Genomic DNA, 23183 nt, shown 5'->3' on the forward strand with positions numbered 1-23183 from the left:
TGCATAATAAATACGCACCCATGACCCATGTTCGCTGCCTTCCCCTGACCATCGGTTCGGTCGCCCTTCCCAATCCGGTGATCCTGGCCCCCATGTCGGGGGTGACCGACATGCCGTTCCGGCGCCTGGTGAAGCGCATGGGGGCGGGCCTGGTGGTGTCCGAGATGATCGCCAGCGCCGCCATGATCCGCGCCAACCGCCAGACCATGAAGATGGCCGCCGCCGATGCCGGGGAACAGCCGATGTCGGTGCAGCTGGCCGGCTGCGACCCCGAGCACATGGCCGAGGCGGCGCGGATGAATGCCGATCGCGGCGCCGCCATCATCGACATCAACATGGGCTGCCCGGTGAAGAAGGTGGCGGTCAAGGGCGAGGCGGGATCGGCGCTGATGAAGGACGAGGTCCTGGCGGGGCGCATCATGGAAGCCACCGTCCGCGCCGTCGATGTTCCGGTCACCCTGAAATGCCGCATGGGTTGGGACCGCTCGAACCTCAACGCCCCGCGCCTGGCCCGCATCGCCGAGGAGAGCGGCATCCGCATGGTCACCGTCCACGGCCGCACCCGCCAGCAATTCTATTCCGGCATCGCCGACTGGTCGTTCGTGCGCCAGGTCAAGGAGGCGGTCTCGATTCCGGTGGTGGTGAACGGCGACATCGAGACGCTGGACGACGCCGTCCGCGCCCTGGAGGAGTCCGGTGCCGATGCGGTGATGATCGGCCGCGGCAGCTATGGCCGGCCGTGGTTCCCCGGCCAGGTGGCGCATTTCCTCGCCACCGGCGAGCGCCTGCCCGATCCGGCACTGGAGCACCAGTTCGCCATCGTCGCCGAGCATTTCGAGGCGATGCTGGAGCATTACGGGGCCGAGACGGGGGTGCGCATGGCCCGCAAGCATGTCGCGTGGTACTCCAAGGGCCTTCCCGGCTCGGCCGAGTTCCGCGCCAAGGTCAACCGCCTGGCCGAGGCCGAGGCCGTCCGCCAGGCCATGGCCGAATTCTACCTGCCCCTGCTCGACAAGGCGGCGGCCTGATGGGACGGGTCAACGCCATGCGCCGCCGCGCCACCGTGCCGAGCTTCGAACCCGCCTCGGTGCTGGGCGCGCTGGCCTCGGCGGTGGTGGCGCTGGACGCCGACAATCTCATCCGCTACGTCAACGCCGCCGCCGAGCAGCTTTTCCAATCCGGCGCCCATTACCTGTGCGGGACGCCGATCACCGACCTGCTGCCCTCGGACAGCCCGGTGCTGGCCCTGGTCGAGCAGGCCCGCCACGAGGCCCTGGTGGTCTCCGAATACGGCATCCTGCTCGACACCCCGCGCACCGGGCACCGCACGGTGACGGTCCAGGTGTCGCCGCTGGTCGAGGTCCCCGGTTGCGTGGTGATCTCCCTGCACGAACAATCCATCGCCCTGAAGATCGGCGGATCGTTGGCAAGCCGGAACGCCGCCCGCTCGGTCACCGCCATGGCGGCCATGCTGGCGCACGAGGTCAAGAACCCGCTGTCGGGCATCCGCGGCGCCGCCCAACTGCTCGAGGCGGCGGCGAGCGAGGACGACCGCGTGCTGACCCGCCTGATCGTCGATGAGGCCGACCGCATCGTCGCCCTGGTCGACCGCATGGAGGTGTTCTCGGACAAGGCGCCGGGCGAACGCGGCCCGGTCAACATCCACCAGGTGCTGGAGCACGTCCGCCGCATCGCCGAGAACGGCTTCGCCCGCCATGTCCGCTTCGTCGAGAACTACGATCCCTCGCTGCCGCCGGTGTTCGGCAACCGCGACCAGCTGATCCAGGTGTTCCTCAACCTGGTCAAGAATGCCGCCGAGGCGGCGCCGGCCGAGGGCGGCGAGGTCGTCCTGTCCACCGCCTACCAGCACGGCGTGCGCCTTGCCGTGCCCGGCTCCGAGGCGCGGCGCCACCTGCCGCTGTTGGTCAGCGTGCTCGACAACGGCGCCGGAATCCCCGAGGACCTGCGGCCGCACCTGTTCGACGCCTTCGTGACCACCAAGCCGACCGGGACCGGGCTGGGGCTGGCCCTGGTCGCCAAGATCATCGGTGACCACGGCGGTGTGGTCGAGTTCGACAGCATGCCGCGGCGGACCCTGTTCAGGGTCATGCTGCCCATGGTCCAGGAGGGGGACGGGTACTGACGCCATGACCACCACTTCCACAATCCTGGTCGCCGACGACGACCGCGGCATCCGCACCGTCCTGGCGCAGGCCCTGGGGCGCGCCGGCTACGACGTGCGCACCACCGGCAACGCCTCGACGCTGTGGCGGTGGGTCTCGGACGGCGAGGGCGATCTGGTCATCACCGATGTGGTGATGCCGGACGAGAGCGGGCTGGACCTGCTGCCGCGCATCAAGAAGATCCGTCCCGACATGCGCATCATCGTGATGAGCGCGCAGAACACCCTGCTCACCGCCGTCAAGGCGACCCAGCGCGGGGCCTTCGAATACCTGCCCAAACCCTTCGATCTCAAGGAGCTGGTCGCCGTCGTCAATCGCGCGTTGACGACCCCGCGGGCGGTCGCGTCGCCCGACGGCGCCGAGCGCGAGGAGGAGGAGGGGCTGCCGCTGATCGGCCGCTCGCCGGCCATGCAGGAGATCTACCGCACCCTGGCGCGGCTGATGGGCACCGACCTGACGGTGATGGTCAACGGCGAGTCGGGAACCGGCAAGGAGCTGGTGGCCCGCGCGTTGCACGATTACGGCAAGCGCCGCAACGGCCCCTTCGTCGCCATCAACATGGCCGCCATCCCGCGTGAACTGATCGAAAGCGAGCTGTTCGGCCACGAGCGCGGCGCCTTCACCGGCGCCACCCAGCGCGCCGCCGGCCGGTTCGAGCAGGCCGAGGGCGGCACCCTGTTCCTCGACGAGATCGGCGACATGCCGCCCGAGGCCCAGACCCGGCTGCTGCGCGTCCTGCAGGAGGGCGAGTACACCACCGTCGGCGGCCGCACGCCGATCCGCGCCAACGTGCGCATCGTCGCCGCCACCCACCGCGATCTGACCCAACTGATCCGCCAGGGAATGTTCCGCGAGGACCTGTTCTACCGGCTCAACGTGGTGCCCATCCGCCTGCCGCCCCTGCGCGAGCGCAGCGAGGACATCCCCGAGTTGATCCGCCATTTCCTCGCTTTGGCGGCGGCCGAGGGCCTGCCGCAGAAGACCATCGACGCCCAGGCGCTGGACCGCCTGAAGCGGCACCGCTGGCCCGGCAACGTGCGCGAGCTGGAGAACCTGGTGCGGCGCCTGGCGGCGCTGTATTCCCAGGAGGTGATCGGACTCGACGTCATCGAGGTCGAGCTGTCGGGTGGTGCGCCGGTGGTCGATGCCATGGGCAGCGCCGAGGGCGAGGGCCTGTCGGCCAGCGTCGAGCGCCACTTGCGCGAGTACTTCTCCAGCCACGGCGAGAATCTGCCGCCGCCCGGCATCTACGACCGGGTGTTGCGCGAGGTGGAGCGTCCGCTGATCAGCCTCGCCCTGGAAGCCACCCGCGGCAACCAGATCAAGGCGGCGCAGATCCTCGGCCTCAACCGCAACACCCTGCGCAAGAAGATCCGGGACCTGGACGTCTCGGTGTCCCGGGGCAGCGGCCTCAAGTAAAGGAACGGCATGGCAGGCGAGCGCCGCAGGCTCTGGCCCAGGACGATGGTGTGGGCACGCAGGGTCGGGCTGGCGCGCAAGCTCGCCTTCATGCTGGCGGCTGCAGTGGTCCCCTCGGTGGCCGCCACCTTCCTGGCCATGACCGTTTCGGGGCCGATCGGTCCCGATCCGGTCACCGTGCTGTCGCTGCTGGGGCTCGATCTCGCCCTGCTGCTGGCCCTCGGCGGCCTGGTGGTGGTGCGCATCCTGGCGGTGTGGAAGGCGCGCCGCCACGGCACCACCGGCTCGAAGCTGCATCTGCGCTTCATCGTCCTGTTCGCGCTGGTGGCGGTCACGCCGGCCATCGTGGTCTCCGCCGGCTCCACCGTGTTCTTCCGCTACGGCGTCGAAAGCTGGTTCTCCGACCGGGTGCGCACCGCGCTGCAGGCGTCGCAGGAGGTGGCCAAGGCCTATCTCGCGGAGCACCAGCAGATCATCGGCGGCGACGCCCTGGCGATGGCCAACGACATCAACCGCGAAGGCCTGACGCTGTCACGCACGCCGCAGCGGTTTTCCGGCTTCGTCTCGACCCAGGCGGCCATCCGCGGGCTGACCGAGGCCATCGTGTTCGAACGCCAGGGCTATCGCGTGCTGGCGCGCTCGGGCCTGGCCTTCTCCATCGAGAGCGGGCTGGCGCAGATTCCCGAGTGGGCGCTGGATAAGGCGCGCAACGGCGAGGTCGCGGTGCTCACCAGCGACGATGACGACCGCGTGCGCGCCCTGGTCAGCCTGCAGGGCTTCTTTGTCGAGACCTACCTCTATGTCGGCCGTTTCGTCGATCCCAAGGTGATCGGCCATATGGAGCAGACCTCGGCGGCGGTGGCGGAATACGAACGGCTGGAGGGGCGCCGCCTCGGCCTCGAGCGGGCGTTCTCGCTGGTCTTCGCGGTGGTGTCGCTGCTGCTGCTGCTGGCCGCGGTATGGGTCGGCCTGTCCATGGCCACGAAGCTGGCGACACCCATCGCCCGGCTGATCGACGCGGCCGAGAAGGTGCGGTCCGGCGATCTGTCGGCGCGGGTGCGCGAAGACGGCGCCGACGAGGTCGGGACGCTGATCCGGGCCTTCAACCGGATGACCGGCCAGCTGGACGAGCAGCGGCGCGACCTCATCGACACCAACCGCGAGCTGGATGAACGCAACCGCTTCACTGAAACGGTGCTGGCCGGCGTCTCGGCCGGAATCGTCGGTCTCGACCGCAACGCCTGCGTCTACCTGCCGAACCGTTCGGCCTGCGACCTGTTGGGGCTGTCGCCGGAGGCGCTGATCGGGCGTCCGCTGGCCGAGGCGGTTCCGGAGCTCACCGACGTCCTGGACGAGGTGCGCCGCCGCCCCGACCGCCTGATCCAGCACGAGGTCAAACTGTCCCGCGAGGGGCGGGCGCGCACCTTGCTGGTTCGCGTCGCTGCCGAGTCGCTGGATGCCGAGACCATCGGCTACGTCATCACCTTCGACGACATCACCGAACTGGTCTCGGCCCAGCGCAAGGCCGCATGGGCCGATGTGGCCCGACGCATCGCCCACGAGATCAAGAACCCGCTGACCCCCATCCAGCTTTCGGCCGAACGCCTGAAACGCAAATATCTCAAGGAGATACAAAGCGATCCCGAGACCTACACGACGCTGATCGAGACCATCGTCCGCCAGGTCGGCGACATCGGCCGCATGGTCGACGAGTTCTCGTCCTTCGCCCGCATGCCGGCACCGCAGATGAAGCCCGACGACCTGGCCGACATCTGCCGGCAGGCGCTCTTCATGCAGCGCACCGGCTACCCCGATGTCGGCTTCGAGGCAGAGCTGCCCGATGGTGGCGTGACCCTGGTTTGCGACGGCCGCCTGGTGGGCCAGGCGCTGACCAATCTGCTGAAGAACGCCGTCGAGGGCATCCGGGGGCGGGAAGGGGAGGAACGGCCGCCCGGGCGAGTGAAGCTCGCCCTGGTCCGCGAGGCCGGCAAGGTGGTGGTGGAGGTTACCGACAACGGCAGGGGATTGCCGGTGGAAAACCGGGACCGCCTGACCGAACCCTACGTCACGACTCGCGCCAAGGGCACCGGATTAGGTCTTGCCATCGTCAAGAAAATCATGGAAGACCATGGGGGTGAGCTTTACCTGAAGGACGCTCCCGGAGGCGGGGCCTGCGTCGGGTTGGTGTTCCGCGACGCCGAGCTTCCGGTACCCGAATCGTCCCCCCACGCGACGGCAATCCATGGCGCATGACATCCTGATTGTCGATGACGAAGCCGATATCCGCGCACTCGTCGCCGGCATTCTCGAGGACGAAGGCTATTCCACCCGCGAGGCGGCCAATTCCGACGCGGCGCTCGAGGCGGTCCGGTCGCGCCGGCCCAGCCTGATCATCCAGGACATCTGGCTGCAGGGCTCGAACCTGGACGGCCTCGGCATCCTCGCCGCAGTGAAGCGCGAGCACCCCGACGTGCCGGTGGTGATGATGTCCGGCCACGGCACCATCGAGACCGCGGTCGAGGCCATCCGCATCGGCGCCTACGATTTCGTCGAGAAGCCGTTCAAGGCCGACCGCCTGCTCATCATCATCGACCGGGCCATCGAATCCGCCCGCCTGCGGCGCGAGAACGAAGAGTTGCGTCTGCGCGCCGGCGGCGCGGCGGTGGTGGCCGACGTGGTCGGCGCCTCGCCCTTCGTCCAGCAGGTGCGCCAGTCCATCGAGAAGGTGGCGCCGACCAATTCCCGGGTGCTGATCACCGGTCCCGCCGGCTCCGGCAAGGAGGTGGTGGCCCGCATCATCCACGCCCGCTCGCGGCGCGCCGAGGGGCCGTTCGTGGTGGTCAACTGCGCCGCCATGCATCCCGACCGCATGGAACTGGAACTGTTCGGCAACGAACACGGCAGCGACGACGCCGCCCGCAAGATCGGCACCTTCGAGCAGGCCCATGGCGGCACGCTGCTGCTCGACGAGGTCGCCGACATGCCGCTGGAGACCCAGGGCAAGATCGTGCGCGCCCTGCAGGACCAGACCTTCGAGCGCATCGGCGGCGGTCAGCGGGTCGAGGTGGACGTCCGCGTCATCGCCACCACCAACCGCGACCTGCAGGCCGAGATGGCGGCCGGGCGGTTCCGCGAGGATCTGTTCTACCGCCTCAACGTGGTGCCCATCCGGGTGCCGCCGTTGCGCGACCGCAAGGAGGACATTCCCTCCCTGGCCCGCCATTTCATGGGACTGGCCGCCCAGGCTGCCGGCGTGCAGTCCCGCCCCATCGGCGAGGACGCCCTTGCCGCCTTCCAGGCCTACGACTGGCCGGGCAACGTGCGCCAGCTGCGCAACGTGGTCGACTGGCTGCTGATCATGGCCCCCGGCGAGCCGGGCGAGGCTATCCGTGCCGACATGCTGCCCAGCGAGATCGGGGCCATCACTCCGGCCGTGCTGCGTTGGGAAAAATCAAGCGAAATCATGACATTGCCCTTACGCGAGGCGCGTGAGCTGTTCGAGCGGGAGTACCTGCTGGCCCAGATCAACCGGTTTGCCGGAAACATCTCGCGAACCGCCGCCTTCGTCGGCATGGAACGCTCGGCCCTTCACCGCAAGCTGAAGCTGCTGGGCGTCAATACCGACGAAAAGAAGGGTTGAACGGGGGAACCCCATGAAGGTCATCGTCTGCGGCGCCGGCCAGGTCGGCTTCAACATCGCCCATTACCTCGCCGGCGAGAACAACGACGTCACGGTCATCGACCAGCGGCCGGACCTGATCCGCAAGATCACCGATACCCTCGACGTGCAGGCCATCCTGGGCTACGCCTCGCATCCTTCGGTGCTGGAGCAGGCCGGCGCCGCCGATGCCGACATGCTGATCGCGGTGACCCACGCCGACGAGGTCAACATGGTCGCCTGCCAGGTCGCCCATTCCCTGTTCGACGTTCCCACCAAGATCGCTCGCGTGCGCTCGCAGTCCTACCTGCAGCCCATGTGGGCGACCATGTTCTCGCGCGACCATCTCCCCATCGACGTCATCATCAGCCCCGAGATCGAGGTGGCCCGCGCCATCACCCGGCGCATCCAGGTGCCCGGCGCCATCGACGTGATCCCCATGGCCGGCGACAAGGTGCGGCTGATCGGGGTGCGCTGCGACGAGCAGACGCCGCTCATCAACACGCCGCTGCGCCAGCTGACCGTGCTGTTCCCGGACCTCAACATCGTCATCATCGGCATCGTCCGCGACGGGCGCTCGATCATTCCCAGCGCCGAGGACCAGATGCTGGATGGCGACGAGGTCTACTTCGTCGTCGATACCCAGCACGTCGATCGCGCCCTGTCGGCGTTCGGGCGCGAGGACCGCGAGGCGAGGCGGATCATCATCTTCGGCGGCGGCAATATCGGCCTGTTCCTGGCCCAGCACCTGGAAGCCGAATTCCCCAACGCCTCGGTGAAGGTCATCGAGGCCAACAAGGACCGGGCGGAATATGTCGCCAAGACCTTGCACCGCTCGGTGGTGATCAATGGCGACGTGCTCGATCCCGACATCCTGTCCGAGGCCAGCGTGTCGGCCGCCGAGACCGTGGTTTCGGTGACCAACGACGACGAGACCAACATCCTGGCGGCGCTGCTGGCCAAGCGCTACGGCGCCCGCAGGGCCATGTGCCTGATCAACAAGACCACCTACAACGCCCTGATGGGGCCGCTGGGCATCGACGTGGTGGTCAGCCCGCGGGCCATCACCGTATCCAACATCCTTCAGCACGTCCGCCGCGGCCGCATCCACGCCGTCCACTCGCTGCACGAGGGGTTCGGCGAGTTGATCGAAGCCGACGCCTTGGAAACCTCGAGCCTGGTCGGCAAGCCGTTGCGCGAGGTGAAGCTGCCCAACGGGGTCCTGGTCGGAGCGGTTGTCCGCGACGGCACCGTCATCTCGCCGCGCGGCGCCACAATCGTCCAGGCCGGTGACCGGGTGGTACTGTTCGCCGCCTCGGACGCGGTGAAGAAGGTCGAAAAGATGTTCTCGGTCCGGCTGGAGTATTTCTGAGTGCCGGACGCGACCAGGCCCTCGGCCATCCTGTTCGACTGGGACAACACCCTTGTCGATTCCTGGGTCTGCATCCGCGAGGCCTACAACATCACCTTTCGCCATTTCGGCATGCCGGAATGGAGCATGGCGGAGACGCGGGCCAACGTCGCCAAGTCCATGCGCGATTCCTTTCCCCAGATGTTCGGCGAACGCTGGACCGAAGCCAGGGACGTGTTCTACCAGGGGTTCGAATCCATCCATCTCAGCCATCTGAGGGAACTGCCCGGGGCCGGGGCGATGCTGGCCGACCTGGCGGAGCGAAGAATCTTCCTTGCGGTGGTCAGCAACAAGCGCGGCGCCTTCCTGCGCAAGGAGGCCGAGGCGCTGGGCTGGTCCGGCCTGTTCGGCGCCCTGGTCGGGGCCGCCGATGCCGCCGCCGACAAGCCGGCGGTGGATCCGGTCCATCTTGCCCTGGAACGGGCCGGCGTGGCGGCGGGACCGGCGGTGTGGTTCGTCGGTGATGCGGCCATCGACATGCATTGCGCCGCCAATGCGGGATGTGTCGGCATCGTGATGCGGTCCGATCCCCCCCTCGAGGAGGAGTTCGCCACCTACCCGCCGGCCTACACCCTTGGGGATTGCAGGGCTTTGGTCACTCTTGTGGACGAACTATCGGTTCCCATATCGGCGAATTGATGATAACGAAATGGCTTCAGGGAGGCTCCTTGGAGGCCTTTGACGCTCGGTTCGGGCAATAAGAACGGAAGACCAACCATGTCCGCAGAGAAGTCCCAGAACGTACAGGACGTCTTTCTCAACCATATACGCAAGCATAAGACCCCGGTCACCATCTTCCTGGTCAACGGGGTGAAGCTTCAGGGGATTGTCACCTGGTTCGACAATTTCTCGGTGCTGCTGCGGCGGGACGGCCATACGCAACTGGTTTACAAGCACGCCATTTCCACGGTGATGCCATCGACGCCAATCCAGCTGTTCGAGCCGCCGGTCAAGGAAGGTGGTGAAGAGTAGGTGACGGAAGGTCACGCGGGGACGCAGCGCCAGCGCGCCATGGTCATCCATCCGGCCCTGAAGGCCGGGGACGATGGTGCGCGCGAGCCCGAGGCGCGCCTGGACGAGGCGGTCGGCCTGGCCCAGGCCATCGACCTCGACATCGTTCATTCCGAAGTCGTACCGGTCTCTGCCCGGCGCCCGGCCACGCTGTTGGGCAAGGGCGCGGTGGAACGGCTCGCCCCGCTGGTCAAGGAGCGGGAGATCGCCGTCGCGGTCATGGACGGCCACCTGTCGCCGGTGCAGCAGCGCAACCTGGAAAAGGCCTGGGCGTGCAAGGTCATCGACCGCACCGGGCTGATCCTCGAGATTTTCGGCGAGCGGGCGCGGACCCGCGAGGGCAGCCTGCAGGTGGAACTGGCGGCGCTGAGCTATCAGCGTTCGCGGCTGGTGCGGTCCTGGACCCACCTGGAGCGCCAGCGCGGCGGCTTCGGCTTCCTCGGCGGGCCGGGCGAGACCCAGATCGAGGCCGACCGCCGGATGATCGGCGAACGCATCGTCAAGCTGAAGCGCGAGTTGGACGAGGTCAAACGGACCCGCGAACTGCATCGCAGCGCCCGGCGCAAGGTGCCGTATCCCATCGTCGCCCTGGTCGGCTACACCAATGCCGGCAAGTCCACCCTGTTCAATCGCCTGACCCGGGCCGAGGTGCTGGCCAAGGACATGCTGTTCGCCACCCTGGATCCGACCATGCGCGGGCTCGCGCTGCCGTCAGGGCGCCGGGTCATCCTGTCCGACACCGTGGGGTTCGTCTCGGACCTGCCGCACGAGCTGGTGGCGGCGTTCCGCGCGACGCTGGAGGAGGTGCTGGAGGCCGACGTGGTGGTTCATGTCCGCGACGTCGCCCACCCCGATACCGAGGCCCAGGCCACCGACGTCGAGGCGGTGCTGCGCGAACTGGGATTGGCCGAGATGGTGGATCGCGGGCTGGTCGAGGTGCTGAACAAGACCGACCTTCTGGATGAACACGACCGCATCGAGGTCGCCAACCAGGCTCGGCGGCGGCCCGATACCGTCTCGCTGTCGGCGTGGACGGGCGAGGGGATGGATGATCTGCTGGCCTGCCTGGACCGGCGCCTGACCGAGGGACGGCAGGTGGTGGACGTGGAACTGCCGCTCAGCGACGGTGCCTCCATCGCCTGGCTGTACCGCCATGGCGAGGTGGTGGCGCGGCGGGACGGCGACCACAGTGCCTTCCTGCGGGTCCGCCTCGATCCCGCCGACGCCCAAAGGTTCCAGCGCCGCCAGGCCGAGGGGAGGGGAAAATGAAGCCGGCCGAAGCCGCCCGCGTCACCGCCATCATCCGCGCGGTTGCCGAAGCCGAGGTGCTGCCCCGCTTCCGCAATCTCGGCCGCGACCAGATTCGTGAAAAGGCGCCGCATCAGCTGGTGACCGAGGCGGACATCCAGGCGGAACGGGTGCTGTCAACCGTGTTGACGGCCGAGTTCGGGGGGGCGGTTGTGGGCGAGGAGGGGGTGCACGACAATCCCGGCCTGATGGACGCCCTGGGCCGCCCCGGCATGGTCTGGGTACTCGATCCGGTCGATGGCACCGCCAATTTCGCCCACGGCAATCCGCGCTTCGCGGTCATCGTCGCCCTGGTGGTGGACGGCGAGACGGTGGCGGGCTGGATTCACGACCCGGTGCCGAACCGGACGGTGGTGGCGCTGAAGGGGCAGGGGGCCTTCCGCGACGGCAATCCGGTGCGGGTGGCGGCCGAGGTGCCGCTGGACCGCATGTCCGGCTCGGTGAAGCGCACCGGCGCGGTGGCGTCGCGGGTGCTGCACGTGGCGCGGCGGGGCAGTGCCGCCCACGACTACCTCGACCTCGCCACCGGTCGCCTGCATTTCGCCCATTTCCGCCGGCTGATGCCGTGGGACCACGCCGCCGGCGTTCTGATCCATGAGGAAGCCGGCGGGGTCGCCGCCCTGCTCGACGGGGCGCCCTACACGGCGCTGCCCCATCCCGACCGGCAATTGCTGATGGCGCCGGGCCGGTCGAGCTGGGACCAGCTGGCGCGGCTGATCGGCTGATCTCAGCCTTCCCGGTAGACCGTCAGGCCGGCCGGCCCCTGGGACACCGGCATCATCTCGATGCGGTTGATGTTGACGTGGGCGGGCAGGCAGGTGGCCCACACCACCGCCTCGGCGACGTCCTCGGAGGTGAGCGGCGTGGTGCCGGCATAGACCTTGGCCGCCGCCTCGGCATCGCCCTTGAACCGGACCAGCGAGAATTCCGAGCCGCCGCACAGGCCGGGCTCGATATTGGTCACCCGGATGCGGGTCCGCACCAGATCGGCGATCAGGTTGAGGGAGAACTGGGTCACCGCCGCCTTGGTGGCGCCGTAGGCGTTGCCGCCGGGATAGGGATAGGTGCCGGCGATGGAGGAGATGTTGACCACGTGGCCGCGGTCGCGGGCGACCATGCCCGGCAGAACCGCGCGGGTCACGTACATCAGGCCCTTCAGGTTGGTATCGACCATGCGCTCCCAGTCGTCCAGGTCGGTCTGGTGTGCCGGCTCCAGGCCCAGGGCCAGGCCGGCGTTGTTGATCAGCACGTCGATGGCGGCAAAGTCGGGGGGGAGGGCGGCGATGGCGGCATCGACCGCCTTGCGGTCGCGCACGTCCAGGACCACGGTGGCAAGCCTGCAGCCGTGCAACTCCGCGGCCAGCCCGTCGAGGCGGTCGCGGCGGCGGCCGCACAGCACCAGGCGGGCCCCCAGTTCGGCGTAGCGGCGCGCCATGGCCTCGCCGAATCCGGCGGTGGCGCCGGTGATGAACACGGTGCGGTCGGACCAGGGACTCATTCGGGCCTCACAGGGGGCGGGCGGGATCGGGATCGCGCAGGAACACCAGCGTCGGCGTCGGCGACAGCGCGTTCTCGATGCGCCAGATGAAGACCTGGTAGGCGCCAAAGGCGCGGACTTCGGTCGCATTGTGCTTCATCACCTTGCCGTCGGTGGTGATGCGGAACTCGCCCTCCATGCCGATGCCGAGCTCGGCCATGCGCTGGGCGTCGGACGCCTTGACCCCGTTGGCGTCGATGATGATGGTGCCGTCCTCGTTGGACTTGAGCGAAATCAGGCGGGCGTCGCGGCGCAGGAACGAGGACAGCTGGACCTTGGCCAGCCGGCCCTGGCGCTCGTATTTGACGTGGAAGCGGCCCTTGCCGGCCTTCTTCAGGTCCTTGATGGCGGTGTCGCGCACCAAGTCCTTGTAGATGTTGTTGTGACGCTCTTCCTCGTTTTCCGGGGTGATACGGCCCTCGGCATAAGCGTGCAGAATGGGAGCGAAGATCAGGTCGCCCTCGTAGGTGAGGGCGTAGTCGCCGAAGCGCGAGATGCGCAGCTCGCCGCGGAATTTGTCGGGGATATAGCACGACGACAGCAGCATGATCAGGGACAAGGCGGCGAGGGTCCGCGCCAGATGGCCAATGCGTTTCATTCCCCCGATCCTTTCGTCCGTTCCCCGGTCTTCGCCGCCACCCACAGCGCCTCCATGGCCTCCAGGCTGGCTTGGTCCGGCGTCGTCCCGGCGGCCCGCAGCCCGGCCTCCACGTGGCGGAAGCGCCGGTCGAACTTGCCGTTGGTCCGCTTCAGCGCCCGCTCGGGGTCGATATTGAGCTTACGGGAGAGGTTGACGCAAGCGAACAGCAGATCGCCCATCTCGTCCTCGAGGCGCTCGATGCCCGCGTCGGCGCCGATTTCCGCTTGGAGTTCAGCCAGTTCCTCGTTGATCTTGTCAATCACCTGGGCGGGCTCGGCCCAATCGAAGCCGACCCGCGCCGCCCGCTTCTGCAGCTTCAGCGCGCGGGTCAGGGGGGGCAGGGTGCGGGCGATCCCGTCCAGGACGCTGTCGGCGCCCTTGGCCGCGCGCTCGCCGGCCTTGGTGGCCTCCCAGGCGGCGGTCTGGGCCTCGGCATCGCGGATGCCGTCTTCGCCGAACACGTGAGGATGGCGGCGGACCATCTTGTCGGCGATGGCCTCGGCGATGGCGTCGAAATCGAACACACCGGTCTCGCGGGCCATCTGGGCGTAGAAGACCACCTGGAACAGCAGGTCGCCGAGTTCGTCCTTCAGAGCCGCCATGTCGTTGTGGTCGATGGCGTCGGCGACCTCGTAGGCTTCCTCGACGGTATAGGGCGCGATGGTGGCGAAGGTCTGCTCGCGATCCCAGGGGCAGCCGCGCTCGGGATGGCGCAGGGTGGTCATGATGTCGAGCAGGCGGTCGATGGGACGCGGGGGTGTGGGCATGGGGGGCCTCATTGCGCCATATGCAAAAGTCGCATAATGGAGATTATGGCGTTATCCGGATACGGTCCGCAGCAGCCAACGGCAGGAGTCCGGCCAGAGCCGAAAAAGGAACGCCGGGTCAATGAATTAGCCGACATCGATGACCATCCCGTCGAACCCCGGCTCGACGTTGACCGGCAGCCGGCCACGCAGGGTCTGGTAGTCCAGGCTGGGCGTCATGTGGGTCAGCACGGCGCGCCTTGGGCCGATGCGTTCGATCCAGCCCAGGACCTTGTCCAGGTGCGCATGGGTGGCGTGCGGGTCATAGGTCAGGCAGCCGACGATCCACACCTCGATCCCGGCCAGTGCGGCAAAGGACTCCTCCGGCATCTCCACCAGATCGGTGGAATAGGCCAGCGCGCCGAAGCGGAAGCCGGTGGTGGCGCAATAGCCGTGGTCCTGGGCGATGGGAACCACCCCTACCCCGCCCACCGAGAAGGGGCCTTGGATCACGTGGGGCAGCAGCATCGGCTTGTAGATGGACTGGCCGCCCTCGACCTCGCCCAGGACATAGGGGAAGCGGGCACGGATGCTGTCGAGCACCTCGGGCGCGCCATGGATGGCGATGGGCGCCTGCATGGCCCGGTTGACCTCGCGGAGGTCGTCGATGCCGTGCAGATGGTCGGCGTGGTCGTGGGTGTACAGCACGGCGTCGAGGTGGCGGACGCCTGCGTCAATCAGCTGTTGACGGCAATCGGGCGAGGTATCGACCAGGATGCGGACGCCGCTATCCTCGACCAGGATCGAGGGCCGGCTGCGGCGGTTCTTCGGCTCGGCGGGATCGCAGGCGCCCCAGCCGCGCGAGATGCTGGGAACCCCGGAGGCCGCGCCGCTGCCGAGGATGGTCGCCCTCACCCGGGCACCTTGGCGAACAGGCGGTGGAAGTTGGCGGTGGTGGCGGCGGCCACGGCGGCGGCATCGACGCCCTGCAGCTCGGCCAGCTTGGCCGCCGTGTGGCCGACATAGGCCGGCTCGTTGCGCTTGCCCCGGAACGGCACCGGGGCGAGATAGGGACAGTCGGTCTCGACCAGCAGGCGGTCCAGCGGCAGGCCCCGGACGGTCTGCTGCAGCGCCTCGGCCTTCTTGAAGGTCAGGATGCCAGACAGCGACACATAAAGGCCCAAAGATATAGATTTAGCAGCAAGTTCCGGACCGGAACTGAAGCAGTGAATGAGTCCGGTGAAGGCCCCCTTCTCCATCTCCTCGGCCAGGATGGCGGCGGTATCGTCGTCGGCGTCGCGGGTGTGCACCACCACCGGCAGACCGGTGGCGCGGGCGGCGGCGATGTGGGTGCGGAACGACGCCCGCTGCCGCTCCCTGGGGCTCTTGTCGTAGAAATAGTCGAGGCCGGTCTCGCCGAAGCCGACCACCTTGGGATGGCGGGACAGTTCCACCAGTCGCTCCACCTCGGCCGCCGGCTCGCTGCCCGCCTCGTGGGGATGGATGCCGACGGTGCAGTAGACGTCGGCAAAGCGCTCGGCCACCGCCAGCACCCGGTCGAACCGGGTCAGGTGGGTGCAGATGGTCAGCATGCGGCCGACGCCGTTGCGGCGCGCCCGTTCCACCACCGCGTCCAGCTCCTCCGCGAAGTCCGGGAAATCCAGGTGGCAGTGGCTGTCGACCAGCATCAGGCCGCCCCCTCCTCCTCGACGAAGCGGGGAAACACGCCGGCTGGGGCCGGCAGCGGCGTGCCCGGCTTCAGCGCATGGTGCGAGCCGCAATGGTGCAGGGTGCGGGCATCGGGGCCGATGCCCAGCTGGTCCAGCAGCCGGCCCGAGGCGGCAGGCATGAAGGCCTGGGTCAGCAGGGCCAGGTTGCGCACCGTCTCGGCCAGCACCCACAGCACCGTGCCCATGCGCGCCGGATCGGTCTTCTTCAGCGCCCAGGGAGCCTGACGATCGACATAGCCGTTGGCGGCGCGGATCACCCCCCACATCGCCTCCAGCGCCTCGTGGAAGAGCTGGCGGTCGATGGCGTCGCGGACCTTGGGCAGCAGGCCGTGGGCGGCGTCGAGCATCTCGCGGTCGTCGGCACCGGGCTCGCCGTGCTGCGGCACCTGGCCGGCGCAATTCTTGCCGATCATGGACAGGACGCGCTGGGCCAGATTGCCGTAATCGTTGGCCAGCTCGGAATTCATCCGCTGCACCATGGCGCGGTGGCTGAAATCGCCGTCATTGCCGAACGGCACCTCGCGCAGCAGGAAATAGCGCACCTGGTCGAGGCCGTAGCGCTCGATCAGCGCCACCGGGTCGATGACGTTGCCCACCGACTTGGAGATCTTCTGGCCCTCGTTGGTCCACCAGCCGTGGGCGAACACCCGCCTGGGCGGCTCCAGCCCGGCGGCCATCAGGAAGGCCGGCCAGTAGACCGCGTGGAAGCGCACGATGTCCTTGCCCACCATGTGCAGGTCGGCCGGCCAGTACCGGGCGAACTCGCCGGTGATGTCGGGATAGCCGATGGCGGTGATGTAGTTGGTCAGGGCGTCGAGCCAGACATACATCACGTGGGCGTCGTCGCCGGGCACCGGGATGCCCCACTTGAAGCTGGTGCGCGACACCGACAGGTCCTGCAGGCCGCCCTTGACGAAGCTGATCACCTCGTTGCGCCGCGATTGCGGGCCGATGCAGTCGGGATTGGCCTCGTACCAGGCCAGCAGCCGGTCCTGCCAGGCCGACAGGCGGAAGAAGTAGCTGGGTTCCTTTACCCACTCGACCGGGGCGCCGCTGGGGGCGTGCTTGGTCCCATTCGGCCCGGGAACCAGTTCGTCCTCGCCGTAGAAGGCCTCGTCGCGGACCGAGTACCAGCCCTCGTAATGGCCGACATAGATGTCGCCGGCCGCCACCAGACGCGCCCACAGGGCCTGGACCGAGCGGATGTGGCGGGGTTCGGTGGTGCGGATGAAATCGTCGTTGGAGCAGTCCAGGCGGGCGGCGAGTTCGCGGAAATTGGCCGAGTTGCGGTCGGCCAGCTCCTGCGGACTGGTGCCGAAGCCTTCCGCCGACTTCTCGACCTTCTGGCCGTGCTCGTCGGTGCCGGTGAGGAACTTGACGTCGTACCCATCCAGCCGCTTGAAGCGGGCCAGGACGTCGCAGGCCAGGGTGGTATAGGCATGCCCGATATGGGGCTTGTCGTTGACGTAGTAGATCGGCGTGGTGACGTAGAAGGTTTTGTCCACGCTCATGGTCCTCTCCGAAGTCTTCTTTGAGAGCTTTGGCCCCGCGCCCCCAGGGTCAAGGGTGACGTGTCAAGGGTTTCAGGCCCGGGCCAGCCGCTCCACCGCCAGGAAGGCGGTCAGCAGCGCCTGTTTCCGCTCCAGGTTGACGGCATCGACGCGGGCGAACAGGGCGGTGACCTTTTCCCACAGCTCGAGCCAGCGTTCAAGGCTGCCGGCGGCGAGCAGGCGGCCCATCACCGCCGCCTCGCCCGGCACCACCTCGACCAGGCCCCTGCCCTCGCGCCCGCCGGCCCGCACCAGCCGGGCCAGCCACCAGCCCAGCAGCTCGGTCACCGTGCGCCAGGCGGCATCGGCGTCGTTGCGTCCGACCCGTTCGGAAAAGCCGTGCAGGGCCACCGGATCGAGGCGCGGCAGGGTGGCCAGCAGGCCCATCAGCTCGCGGTAGAGATCGAGCCCGCCCTCCGCCGCCAGGGCCAGCGCCTTGCCGATGCTGCCCTCGCCCAGGCGGGCCAGGGCGGCGACGTCGGCGGGGTCGAGGTCGGGGCGGGCGCGGCCCAGCAGTTCGGCCACCTGGGCCTCGGGCAGCGGGCTCAGCGCCAGCCGGCGGCAGCGTGAGCGGATGGTCGGCAGCAGCCGCCCGGGACTGTGCGACACCAGCAGCATCAAGGCGTTGCGCGGCGGTTCCTCCAGCACCTTGAGAACGGCGTTGGCGGCGTTGCGGTTCATCTCGTCGGCGGCGTCGATGATCACCACCCGCCAGCCGCCCTCGGCCGGGGTGAGCGCCATGAAGCCGCCGATGCCGCGCACGTCGTCGACCACGATCTCGGTCCGCCGCTTGCCCTTCTTGTCGTCGGTGAAGCCCCGCTCCACCACCCGCAGATCGCCGTGGCCGGAGGACGCCACCCGGCGGAACACCGGATGGTCGGGCGAGAGGGCCAGGCTTTCCGGCGGGCCGCCGAACAACCCGCCGCCTTCTCCGCCGCCGGCCAGGACGAAGCGGGCCATGCGATAGGCCAGGGTCGCCTTGCCGATGCCCTTCGGCCCGGTCAGCAGCCAGGCATGGGCCAGGCGGCCGGAGATCCAGGCATCGAGGAAGGCCCGCTCGGCATGGGAATGGCCGGACAGATCGGTATTCTCGCGCGGGGTCGGGGCTTCGCTCATGTCACGCAGAACCCCAGCAGCCGCCCCCGCACCGCCGCCATCACCGCGTCATGGACCTGCTCGGGGGTGCCGGTGGCGTCCACCACCACGCAGCGGCCGGGCTGGCGCTCGGCGATGGACAGGAAGCCCTGGCGCAGGCGCTGGTGGAAGGCGACGCCCATGCGCTCGTAGCGGTCCTCGGCGCCGCCGCGATGGCCGGCGCGGGCCAGTCCGGCCTCGACCGGCAGGTCCAGGATCAGGGTGAGATCGGGCGCGAAATCGCCGATGGCCAGGCGGGTCAGCGATTCGATGAACGAGACCGGCAAGCCGTGGCCGTAGCCCTGATAGGCGACGGTCGAATCGGCGAAGCGGTCGCACAGCACCCAGGTTCCCAAGTCAAGCGCCGGCCACACCGTCCGGACCAGATGGTCGCGCCGCGCCGCACTGTGCAGCAGCGCCTCGGTCTGGCCGTCCCAGCGGCCGACATCGCCGGTCACCAGCAGCGCACGGATGGCTTCCGCCCCTTCCGAGCCGCCGGGCTCGCGGGTGGTGATCGCCGGGGTGCCGGCGGCCGCCAGCGCATCGGCCAGCATTTTCAGCTGGGTCGACTTGCCGGCGCCCTCGCCGCCTTCGAAGGTGATGAACCGTCCGCGTTCCATGACCTCGCCGTCAGCCCTTCGCTCCCCACAGGATGTGCTTCAGCGCCGCGCCGATGCGCCCCGACAGGCCCAGCTTGCCCACATCGGCGCCGGCCGCCAGCGGCAGTTCCACGGTTTCCACGCCGGGTGCGGTGATCACCAGCTTGCCAACCACCTGGCCCTTCTTGATGGGGGCGGCGACGGGTCCGGAATAGACCGCCTTCACCACCATGTCGCGGCGCGACTTGCGCGGCATGGTGACCTCCAGCCGCTCTCCCGCCACCAGCGGCACGGTGGCGGCGTCGCCCAGCCACACCTCGGCGTCGGTGACCGGGTCGCCCGGCTTGAACAGGGCGTAGTTCTCGAACTCGCGGAAGGCCCATTCGACCAGACGGGCGCTCTCCTCGGCCCGGTCCTTCATGGATTTCAGGCCGTTGATGACCATGATGACGCGCCGGTCGCCGCGCTTGACGGTGCCGACCAGGCCGTAGCCGGCGGCCTCGGTGTGCCCGGTCTTGAGACCGTCGGCACCGGAAACGCCGTACAGCAGCGGATTGCGGTTGCCCTGCTTGATCGGCCTGCCGCCCGAGACGTGGGTGAAGTCCCTTTCCGAGTAGATGGGGAAGTACTCGGGGAAGTCGGAGATCAGGCGCCGGGCCAGGATGGCCAGATCGTGCGCGGTGGTCAGGTGCTCGGGCTCGGGCCAACCGGACGCGTTGCGGAAGGTGGAGTTCATCATGCCGAGCTGGCGGGCGCGGTGGGTCGCCACCTCGGCGAAGGCCTCTTCGCTGCCGGAATGGGCCTCGGCCAGCACGCTGCAGGCGTCATTGCCGGACTGGATGATGACGCCGCGGATCAGGTCGCTCACCTTGGCCGACGAATTGACGTCCAGAAACATCAGCGAGCCGCCGGACTTGTAGTGGCGCTTCCAGGCGGTCTCCGAGACCGGCAGCATGTCCTCCATCTTCCAGCTGCCTTCCTTGAGCTTCTCGAAGACCAGATAGGCGGTCATCAGCTTGCTCATGGAGGACGGCACCATCAACTCGTCGGCGTTCTTTTCCAGCATCACGCGGCCGGTCTTGAAGTCGACGATGTAGGCCTGGCGGGCCGAGGTCTCGATGGTCTCGGCGGCGGCCGGGCCGATGGCCAGAAGGATCGCCACGGCCACGAACGGCAACCGGCGGATGGTTTTGGAAAGGAACGTCCCTGTCACCTGGATCACCCTCGACTGCGTGACGAAGCTGCGGAAAAAGCGCCCCGGTCCTATCCGGGAAATGCGTCGGAACTAGGGCGGGGCGGGGTCAGTCGACCACCACCCGGGCATCTTGTTGGCCGCTGGAGATGACCGCGTCCAGTAGCCGGTCGGCCTCCTGGACGTCGGTCAGGGGGCCGAAGCGGACCCGGTAGAGGGTCTGGCCCTTGACGTTGATCTGCTGGATGGCGGGCCTGCCCACGCCGGCCAGCCGCGCCTGCAGCCGCACGGCGTTGTCATGGCGGCTGAAGGCGCCGGCCTGGACGAAGATGGCGTTGCTGCGCGCCACCGGCACCGTCTGCACCTCCTGCGCCGCCAGCATGCGTTCGGTGGCCTCGGCGGCGGCGGTGCCGCGGGACTGGGCACCCTGGGGCGCCGAGGCCAGCACCGGGCGCGGGCGCTCGCTGGCACCGGGCGGCGGCAGGGTCTCGGCGGTCACGCTTTCGCGCGGGGCGGCCGCCACCTGCGGCTCGCCGCGCGACGCCCCGTCGGGCTGCGCCTTGCCGGCGAGGACGCGGCTTTCCTCGGGCAGCACCTGGACCCGGACCTTGGCCGTTCCCTGCCCCTCGAACCCCAGCAGCTGCGAGGCGCGGCGGGACAGGTCGATGATCCGGCCGTTGACGAAGGGACCGCGGTCGTTCACCCGGATCACCAGGGACCGGCCGTTCTCCAGGTTGGTCACCCGCACCACCGACGGCATGGGCAGGGTCTTGTGGGCGGCCGAGACATTGTTTTGGTCGAACACCTCGCCGTTGGCGGTGACTTTGCCGTGGAAGGTGGGGCCGTACCACGACGCGATGCCGGTTTCGTCGTAGTCGAAATCCTCACGCGGGTAGTACCACACGCCCTTGACCTGATAGGGCTTGCCGACTTTGTAGGTGGCGGCGGCGGAGCCGGCGACCGGCGGGGCGTCGGAGGTCGCCTCCTTGGCGAGATGGCCGAACAGGTTCATCTCGGCGCAGCCCGGCAGCACGGCGGTCGATATCATCAGCGCGGCCACGCGCCATCCCCTGCGCCGGACCTTGCGCATGATATTGTGCCCCCCTCTGCCAGCTACCAAAGATGTGGTAGTCTACTTGCCGCCGATGCGTTCCGCAAGATGGCCGACGGCCAGCGCGAAATAGGTCGAGCGGTTCCATTTCAGGATGGTGCGGAAGTTCTCGTAGACCAGGAAGGGCGGCCCCTTCCCCGCCTCCGCCAGCACGATCGAGCCCTCCAGCTCGGTCTTCGGCAGCGGCTTGCCGCCGGATGCCGTCACCCCCAGCCGGGTCCACTCGGCCACCGGCTTGCGGGTGTCGAGGCCGATCAGGCCGGCATCGAACCCGGCCGGCAGCCGGACCGCCCGGCCCCAGGTCTGGTCGCCGTTCCAGCCCGAGCGCAGCAGGTAGTTGGAGGCCGAGGCGAGCACATCGGGAACGGTGCCCCAGATGTCGCGCCGGCCGTCGCCGTTCCAATCCTCGGCGAATTTCAGGAACGAGGACGGCATGAACTGGCACTGCCCCATGGCCCCGGCCCACGATCCCAGCATGGTGGCGGGCGTGACGTGCCCCTCGTCCAGGATCTGCAGGGCGGCCAGCAGCTCGCCGCGGAAGAACGCCGAACGCCGCCCGTCATAGGCCAGGGTGGCCAGCGACGACACCACCGGATAGCCGCCGGTGACGCGGCCGAAATCGGTCTCGATGCCCCACAGGGCGACCACGTATTTGGGCTGGACGTGGTAGCGCCGCTCGATCTCGGCCAGCACCGCGCTGTTGGCGGCCAGCAGGGCGCGGCCCTTCTCCACCCGGGCCGGGTTGACCACGCGCTCCATGTACTGGGCGTAGCTCATGGTGCCTTCGGGCTGACGGCGGTCCAGCTCGATCACCTTGTCGATGTGCTGGACGCCGGCCAGCGCCGCCGTCGCCGTCTCGGCGCGGATGCCGCGGCCCACCGCCTCAGCCTCCACCTCCTTCAGCCAGGCGGCGAAATCCGGACGCGGCGCCGCCTCCTGGGCCGCCGCCGGGCTGCCGGCCGCCAGTGCCGCCGCCATCATCAGTGCCGCCAAGGTCCGCTTGCCTGTCATGTCCGCTTCCGCTCCGCTTCCGGTGAAGGCGCCGTTGTGCCACAGGCGCCAGGGGTGCCGCAACGGCGGCCGGCGATTGTCACATTTGCCCCGCCGGAGCGGGATACAGCGCGTCGCTCCATCCCTGCAGGCGGTAATAGGCGAGACCGTATATCTCGTGCAGGGCGGTCCCCAGCATTCCCAGCCCGGCCCCCACGTCGAAGCGCAGGCGGGGCTCGCCGCCGGCGGTGGTGTAGTCGACCGGGTACGGGATCACCTCCCACCCGGCGGACCGGAAGGACCCGACCGCGCGCGGCATATGCAGGGCCGAGGTGACCAGGACCCAGGTCTGGCCGGGCTGGGGCCGGACCATCTCGCGGGTGAGGACGGCGTTCTCGCGGGTGTTGCGCGAATCGCCCTCGAACAGCACCCGGCCGGACTCGAACCCGATGGCCTCGAGGAAAGCGCGGGCCACCGGCGCTTCCCGCAGGTCGGGATGGGCGACGCTGCCCGAGCCGCCGGTGAACACCATCACCGCCTCGGGATACCGCCGCGCCAGCGCGACCAGGGCGGTCACCCGCTCGATGGCGCCGTTGGCGGCGGGCTGGCCGCGCGCGGCGCTGACCACCGGGTCGAACGCCCCGCCCAGCACCACCACGCCGTCCACCCGGGCGGGCAGCGCCGGCTGCGGGAAACGCTCCTCGATGGGGGCCAGCAGCCAGGCATCCCACGGCGCCACGGCGACCATCCCCAACCCCACGGCCAGAGCGGTCGCCAGAACCCGTCCCAGGCGGCGGAAGCGGGTCCAGGACAGCGCCGCCGCCAGGACCAGGACCACAAGCACAAGGTTGATCGGCTGGAGCAGCAGTCCGGCCACCTTGGAGACGACGAACATTTGAGATTCCTGATAAATGCGGCCGCTTTCCGGTATGCCAGGAATGAGGGCCGCTGTCACGCCTCGGGC

At 68.8% G+C, this 23183-nt stretch carries 22 protein-coding genes; 10 read left to right on the forward strand and 12 right to left on the reverse strand.

Annotated elements, in window-relative coordinates; all coding sequences use genetic code 11:
- Positions 1-20 precede the first annotated feature (20 nt).
- The 10 genes from dusB to MTBUT4_RS05855 all read left to right on the forward strand — a co-directional run bounded on the left by dusB (position 21) and on the right by MTBUT4_RS05855 (position 11715).
- Complete coding sequence (gene dusB, locus MTBUT4_RS05810; protein ID WP_173978724.1) at positions 21-1028, forward strand: tRNA dihydrouridine synthase DusB; 1008 nt, start codon at positions 21-23, stop codon at positions 1026-1028.
- A complete protein-coding gene (locus MTBUT4_RS05815) occupies positions 1028-2143 on the forward strand; it encodes a nitrogen regulation protein NR(II) (protein WP_173978725.1) in 1116 nt (371 codons plus the stop codon). The genes dusB and MTBUT4_RS05815 overlap by 1 nt, the downstream gene beginning before the upstream one ends.
- Positions 2144-2147: 4 nt before the next feature.
- The gene (gene ntrC, locus MTBUT4_RS05820) at positions 2148-3602 is read left to right on the forward strand and encodes a nitrogen regulation protein NR(I) (RefSeq protein ID WP_173978726.1); all 1455 of its coding nucleotides are present in this window, start codon (positions 2148-2150) and stop codon (positions 3600-3602) included.
- Positions 3603-3647: 45 nt separating this feature from the next.
- Positions 3648-5855, forward strand: coding sequence for a PAS domain-containing sensor histidine kinase (locus MTBUT4_RS05825; RefSeq protein ID WP_173978727.1), 2208 nt, complete (start codon positions 3648-3650; stop codon positions 5853-5855).
- Entirely contained in the window at positions 5845-7242 is a 1398-nt protein-coding gene (locus tag MTBUT4_RS05830) for a sigma-54 dependent transcriptional regulator (RefSeq protein WP_173978728.1), read from the forward strand. The genes MTBUT4_RS05825 and MTBUT4_RS05830 overlap by 11 nt, the downstream gene beginning before the upstream one ends.
- Positions 7243-7255: 13 nt before the next feature.
- Positions 7256-8632, forward strand: coding sequence for a Trk system potassium transporter TrkA (trkA, locus tag MTBUT4_RS05835; RefSeq protein ID WP_173978729.1), 1377 nt, complete (start codon positions 7256-7258; stop codon positions 8630-8632).
- Complete coding sequence (locus MTBUT4_RS05840) at positions 8633-9310, forward strand: HAD family hydrolase (protein ID WP_173978730.1); 678 nt, start codon at positions 8633-8635, stop codon at positions 9308-9310.
- 78 nt (positions 9311-9388) lie between these two features.
- A complete protein-coding gene (gene hfq, locus MTBUT4_RS05845) occupies positions 9389-9643 on the forward strand; it encodes an RNA chaperone Hfq (protein ID WP_173978731.1) in 255 nt (84 codons plus the stop codon).
- A gap of 39 nt (positions 9644-9682) precedes the next feature.
- Positions 9683-10951: a GTPase HflX gene (hflX, locus tag MTBUT4_RS05850; RefSeq protein WP_173978746.1), complete on the forward strand. Its 1269-nt coding sequence runs from the start codon at positions 9683-9685 to the stop codon at positions 10949-10951.
- Positions 10948-11715, forward strand: coding sequence for an inositol monophosphatase (locus tag MTBUT4_RS05855; protein ID WP_173978732.1), 768 nt, complete (start codon positions 10948-10950; stop codon positions 11713-11715). Before hflX ends, MTBUT4_RS05855 begins: the two co-directional genes overlap by 4 nt.
- A gap of 2 nt (positions 11716-11717) precedes the next feature.
- Here the strand turns inward: MTBUT4_RS05855 and MTBUT4_RS05860 are convergent, their stop codons facing one another.
- The 12 genes from MTBUT4_RS05860 to MTBUT4_RS05915 all read right to left on the reverse strand — a co-directional run bounded on the left by MTBUT4_RS05860 (position 11718) and on the right by MTBUT4_RS05915 (position 23114).
- Positions 11718-12488 carry an SDR family oxidoreductase gene (locus MTBUT4_RS05860; protein ID WP_173978733.1) on the reverse strand — a complete coding sequence of 257 codons (771 nt, stop codon included), beginning with the start codon at positions 12486-12488 and terminating at the stop codon, positions 11718-11720.
- Positions 12489-12495: 7 nt separating this feature from the next.
- Positions 12496-13125, reverse strand: coding sequence for a hypothetical protein (locus MTBUT4_RS05865; RefSeq protein ID WP_173978734.1), 630 nt, complete (start codon positions 13123-13125; stop codon positions 12496-12498).
- A complete protein-coding gene (gene mazG, locus MTBUT4_RS05870) occupies positions 13122-13934 on the reverse strand; it encodes a nucleoside triphosphate pyrophosphohydrolase (protein ID WP_254434757.1) in 813 nt (270 codons plus the stop codon). Before mazG ends, MTBUT4_RS05865 begins: the two co-directional genes overlap by 4 nt.
- A gap of 126 nt (positions 13935-14060) precedes the next feature.
- A complete protein-coding gene (locus tag MTBUT4_RS05875) occupies positions 14061-14828 on the reverse strand; it encodes an MBL fold metallo-hydrolase (RefSeq protein WP_173978736.1) in 768 nt (255 codons plus the stop codon).
- Entirely contained in the window at positions 14825-15601 is a 777-nt protein-coding gene (locus MTBUT4_RS05880; protein WP_173978737.1) for a TatD family hydrolase, read from the reverse strand. The genes MTBUT4_RS05875 and MTBUT4_RS05880 overlap by 4 nt, the downstream gene beginning before the upstream one ends.
- Complete coding sequence (gene metG / locus MTBUT4_RS05885) at positions 15601-17154, reverse strand: methionine--tRNA ligase (RefSeq protein WP_173978738.1); 1554 nt, start codon at positions 17152-17154, stop codon at positions 15601-15603. Before metG ends, MTBUT4_RS05880 begins: the two co-directional genes overlap by 1 nt.
- A 72-nt stretch (positions 17155-17226) precedes the next feature.
- A complete protein-coding gene (locus tag MTBUT4_RS05890) occupies positions 17227-18309 on the reverse strand; it encodes a DNA polymerase III subunit delta' (RefSeq protein ID WP_173978739.1) in 1083 nt (360 codons plus the stop codon).
- A complete protein-coding gene (gene tmk, locus MTBUT4_RS05895; RefSeq protein ID WP_173978740.1) occupies positions 18306-18947 on the reverse strand; it encodes a dTMP kinase in 642 nt (213 codons plus the stop codon). The genes MTBUT4_RS05890 and tmk overlap by 4 nt, the downstream gene beginning before the upstream one ends.
- 10 nt (positions 18948-18957) lie before the next feature.
- Entirely contained in the window at positions 18958-20094 is a 1137-nt protein-coding gene (locus MTBUT4_RS05900; RefSeq protein WP_254434758.1) for a D-alanyl-D-alanine carboxypeptidase family protein, read from the reverse strand.
- Positions 20095-20227: 133 nt separating this feature from the next.
- Entirely contained in the window at positions 20228-21208 is a 981-nt protein-coding gene (locus tag MTBUT4_RS05905; RefSeq protein ID WP_173978741.1) for a septal ring lytic transglycosylase RlpA family protein, read from the reverse strand.
- A gap of 42 nt (positions 21209-21250) precedes the next feature.
- Positions 21251-22240, reverse strand: coding sequence for a lytic transglycosylase domain-containing protein (locus MTBUT4_RS05910; protein ID WP_173978742.1), 990 nt, complete (start codon positions 22238-22240; stop codon positions 21251-21253).
- A gap of 79 nt (positions 22241-22319) precedes the next feature.
- Positions 22320-23114 carry a YdcF family protein gene (locus MTBUT4_RS05915; protein ID WP_173978743.1) on the reverse strand — a complete coding sequence of 265 codons (795 nt, stop codon included), beginning with the start codon at positions 23112-23114 and terminating at the stop codon, positions 22320-22322.
- Positions 23115-23183 lie beyond the last annotated feature (69 nt).

Origin of the sequence: Magnetospirillum sp. UT-4, assembly GCF_902729435.1 — a bacterium.
GTDB lineage: Bacteria > Pseudomonadota > Alphaproteobacteria > Rhodospirillales > Magnetospirillaceae > Magnetospirillum.

Excerpts from the sequence above, each read along its gene's own strand:
- MTBUT4_RS05815 (WP_173978725.1), top strand. The coding sequence starts at position 1,028 with ATGGGACGGGTCAACGCCATGCGCCGCCGCGCCACCGTGCCGAGCTTC.
- MTBUT4_RS05865 (WP_173978734.1), bottom strand. The coding sequence starts at position 13,125 with ATGAAACGCATTGGCCATCTGGCGCGGACCCTCGCCGCCTTGTCCCTG.
- MTBUT4_RS05905 (WP_173978741.1), bottom strand. The coding sequence starts at position 21,208 with ATGCGCAAGGTCCGGCGCAGGGGATGGCGCGTGGCCGCGCTGATGATA.
- tmk (WP_173978740.1), bottom strand. The coding sequence starts at position 18,947 with ATGGAACGCGGACGGTTCATCACCTTCGAAGGCGGCGAGGGCGCCGGC.
- MTBUT4_RS05880 (WP_173978737.1), bottom strand. The coding sequence starts at position 15,601 with ATGCTGGTCGACAGCCACTGCCACCTGGATTTCCCGGACTTCGCGGAG.
- MTBUT4_RS05890 (WP_173978739.1), bottom strand. The coding sequence starts at position 18,309 with ATGAGCGAAGCCCCGACCCCGCGCGAGAATACCGATCTGTCCGGCCAT.
- trkA (WP_173978729.1), top strand. The coding sequence starts at position 7,256 with ATGAAGGTCATCGTCTGCGGCGCCGGCCAGGTCGGCTTCAACATCGCC.
- MTBUT4_RS05860 (WP_173978733.1), bottom strand. The coding sequence starts at position 12,488 with ATGAGTCCCTGGTCCGACCGCACCGTGTTCATCACCGGCGCCACCGCC.
- hflX (WP_173978746.1), top strand. The coding sequence starts at position 9,683 with ATGGTCATCCATCCGGCCCTGAAGGCCGGGGACGATGGTGCGCGCGAG.
- MTBUT4_RS05915 (WP_173978743.1), bottom strand. The coding sequence starts at position 23,114 with ATGTTCGTCGTCTCCAAGGTGGCCGGACTGCTGCTCCAGCCGATCAAC.
- MTBUT4_RS05830 (WP_173978728.1), top strand. The coding sequence starts at position 5,845 with ATGGCGCATGACATCCTGATTGTCGATGACGAAGCCGATATCCGCGCA.
- dusB (WP_173978724.1), top strand. The coding sequence starts at position 21 with ATGACCCATGTTCGCTGCCTTCCCCTGACCATCGGTTCGGTCGCCCTT.
- ntrC (WP_173978726.1), top strand. The coding sequence starts at position 2,148 with ATGACCACCACTTCCACAATCCTGGTCGCCGACGACGACCGCGGCATC.
- metG (WP_173978738.1), bottom strand. The coding sequence starts at position 17,154 with ATGAGCGTGGACAAAACCTTCTACGTCACCACGCCGATCTACTACGTC.
- hfq (WP_173978731.1), top strand. The coding sequence starts at position 9,389 with ATGTCCGCAGAGAAGTCCCAGAACGTACAGGACGTCTTTCTCAACCAT.
- MTBUT4_RS05910 (WP_173978742.1), bottom strand. The coding sequence starts at position 22,240 with ATGACAGGCAAGCGGACCTTGGCGGCACTGATGATGGCGGCGGCACTG.
- mazG (WP_254434757.1), bottom strand. The coding sequence starts at position 13,934 with ATGCCCACACCCCCGCGTCCCATCGACCGCCTGCTCGACATCATGACC.
- MTBUT4_RS05825 (WP_173978727.1), top strand. The coding sequence starts at position 3,648 with ATGGTGTGGGCACGCAGGGTCGGGCTGGCGCGCAAGCTCGCCTTCATG.
- MTBUT4_RS05855 (WP_173978732.1), top strand. The coding sequence starts at position 10,948 with ATGAAGCCGGCCGAAGCCGCCCGCGTCACCGCCATCATCCGCGCGGTT.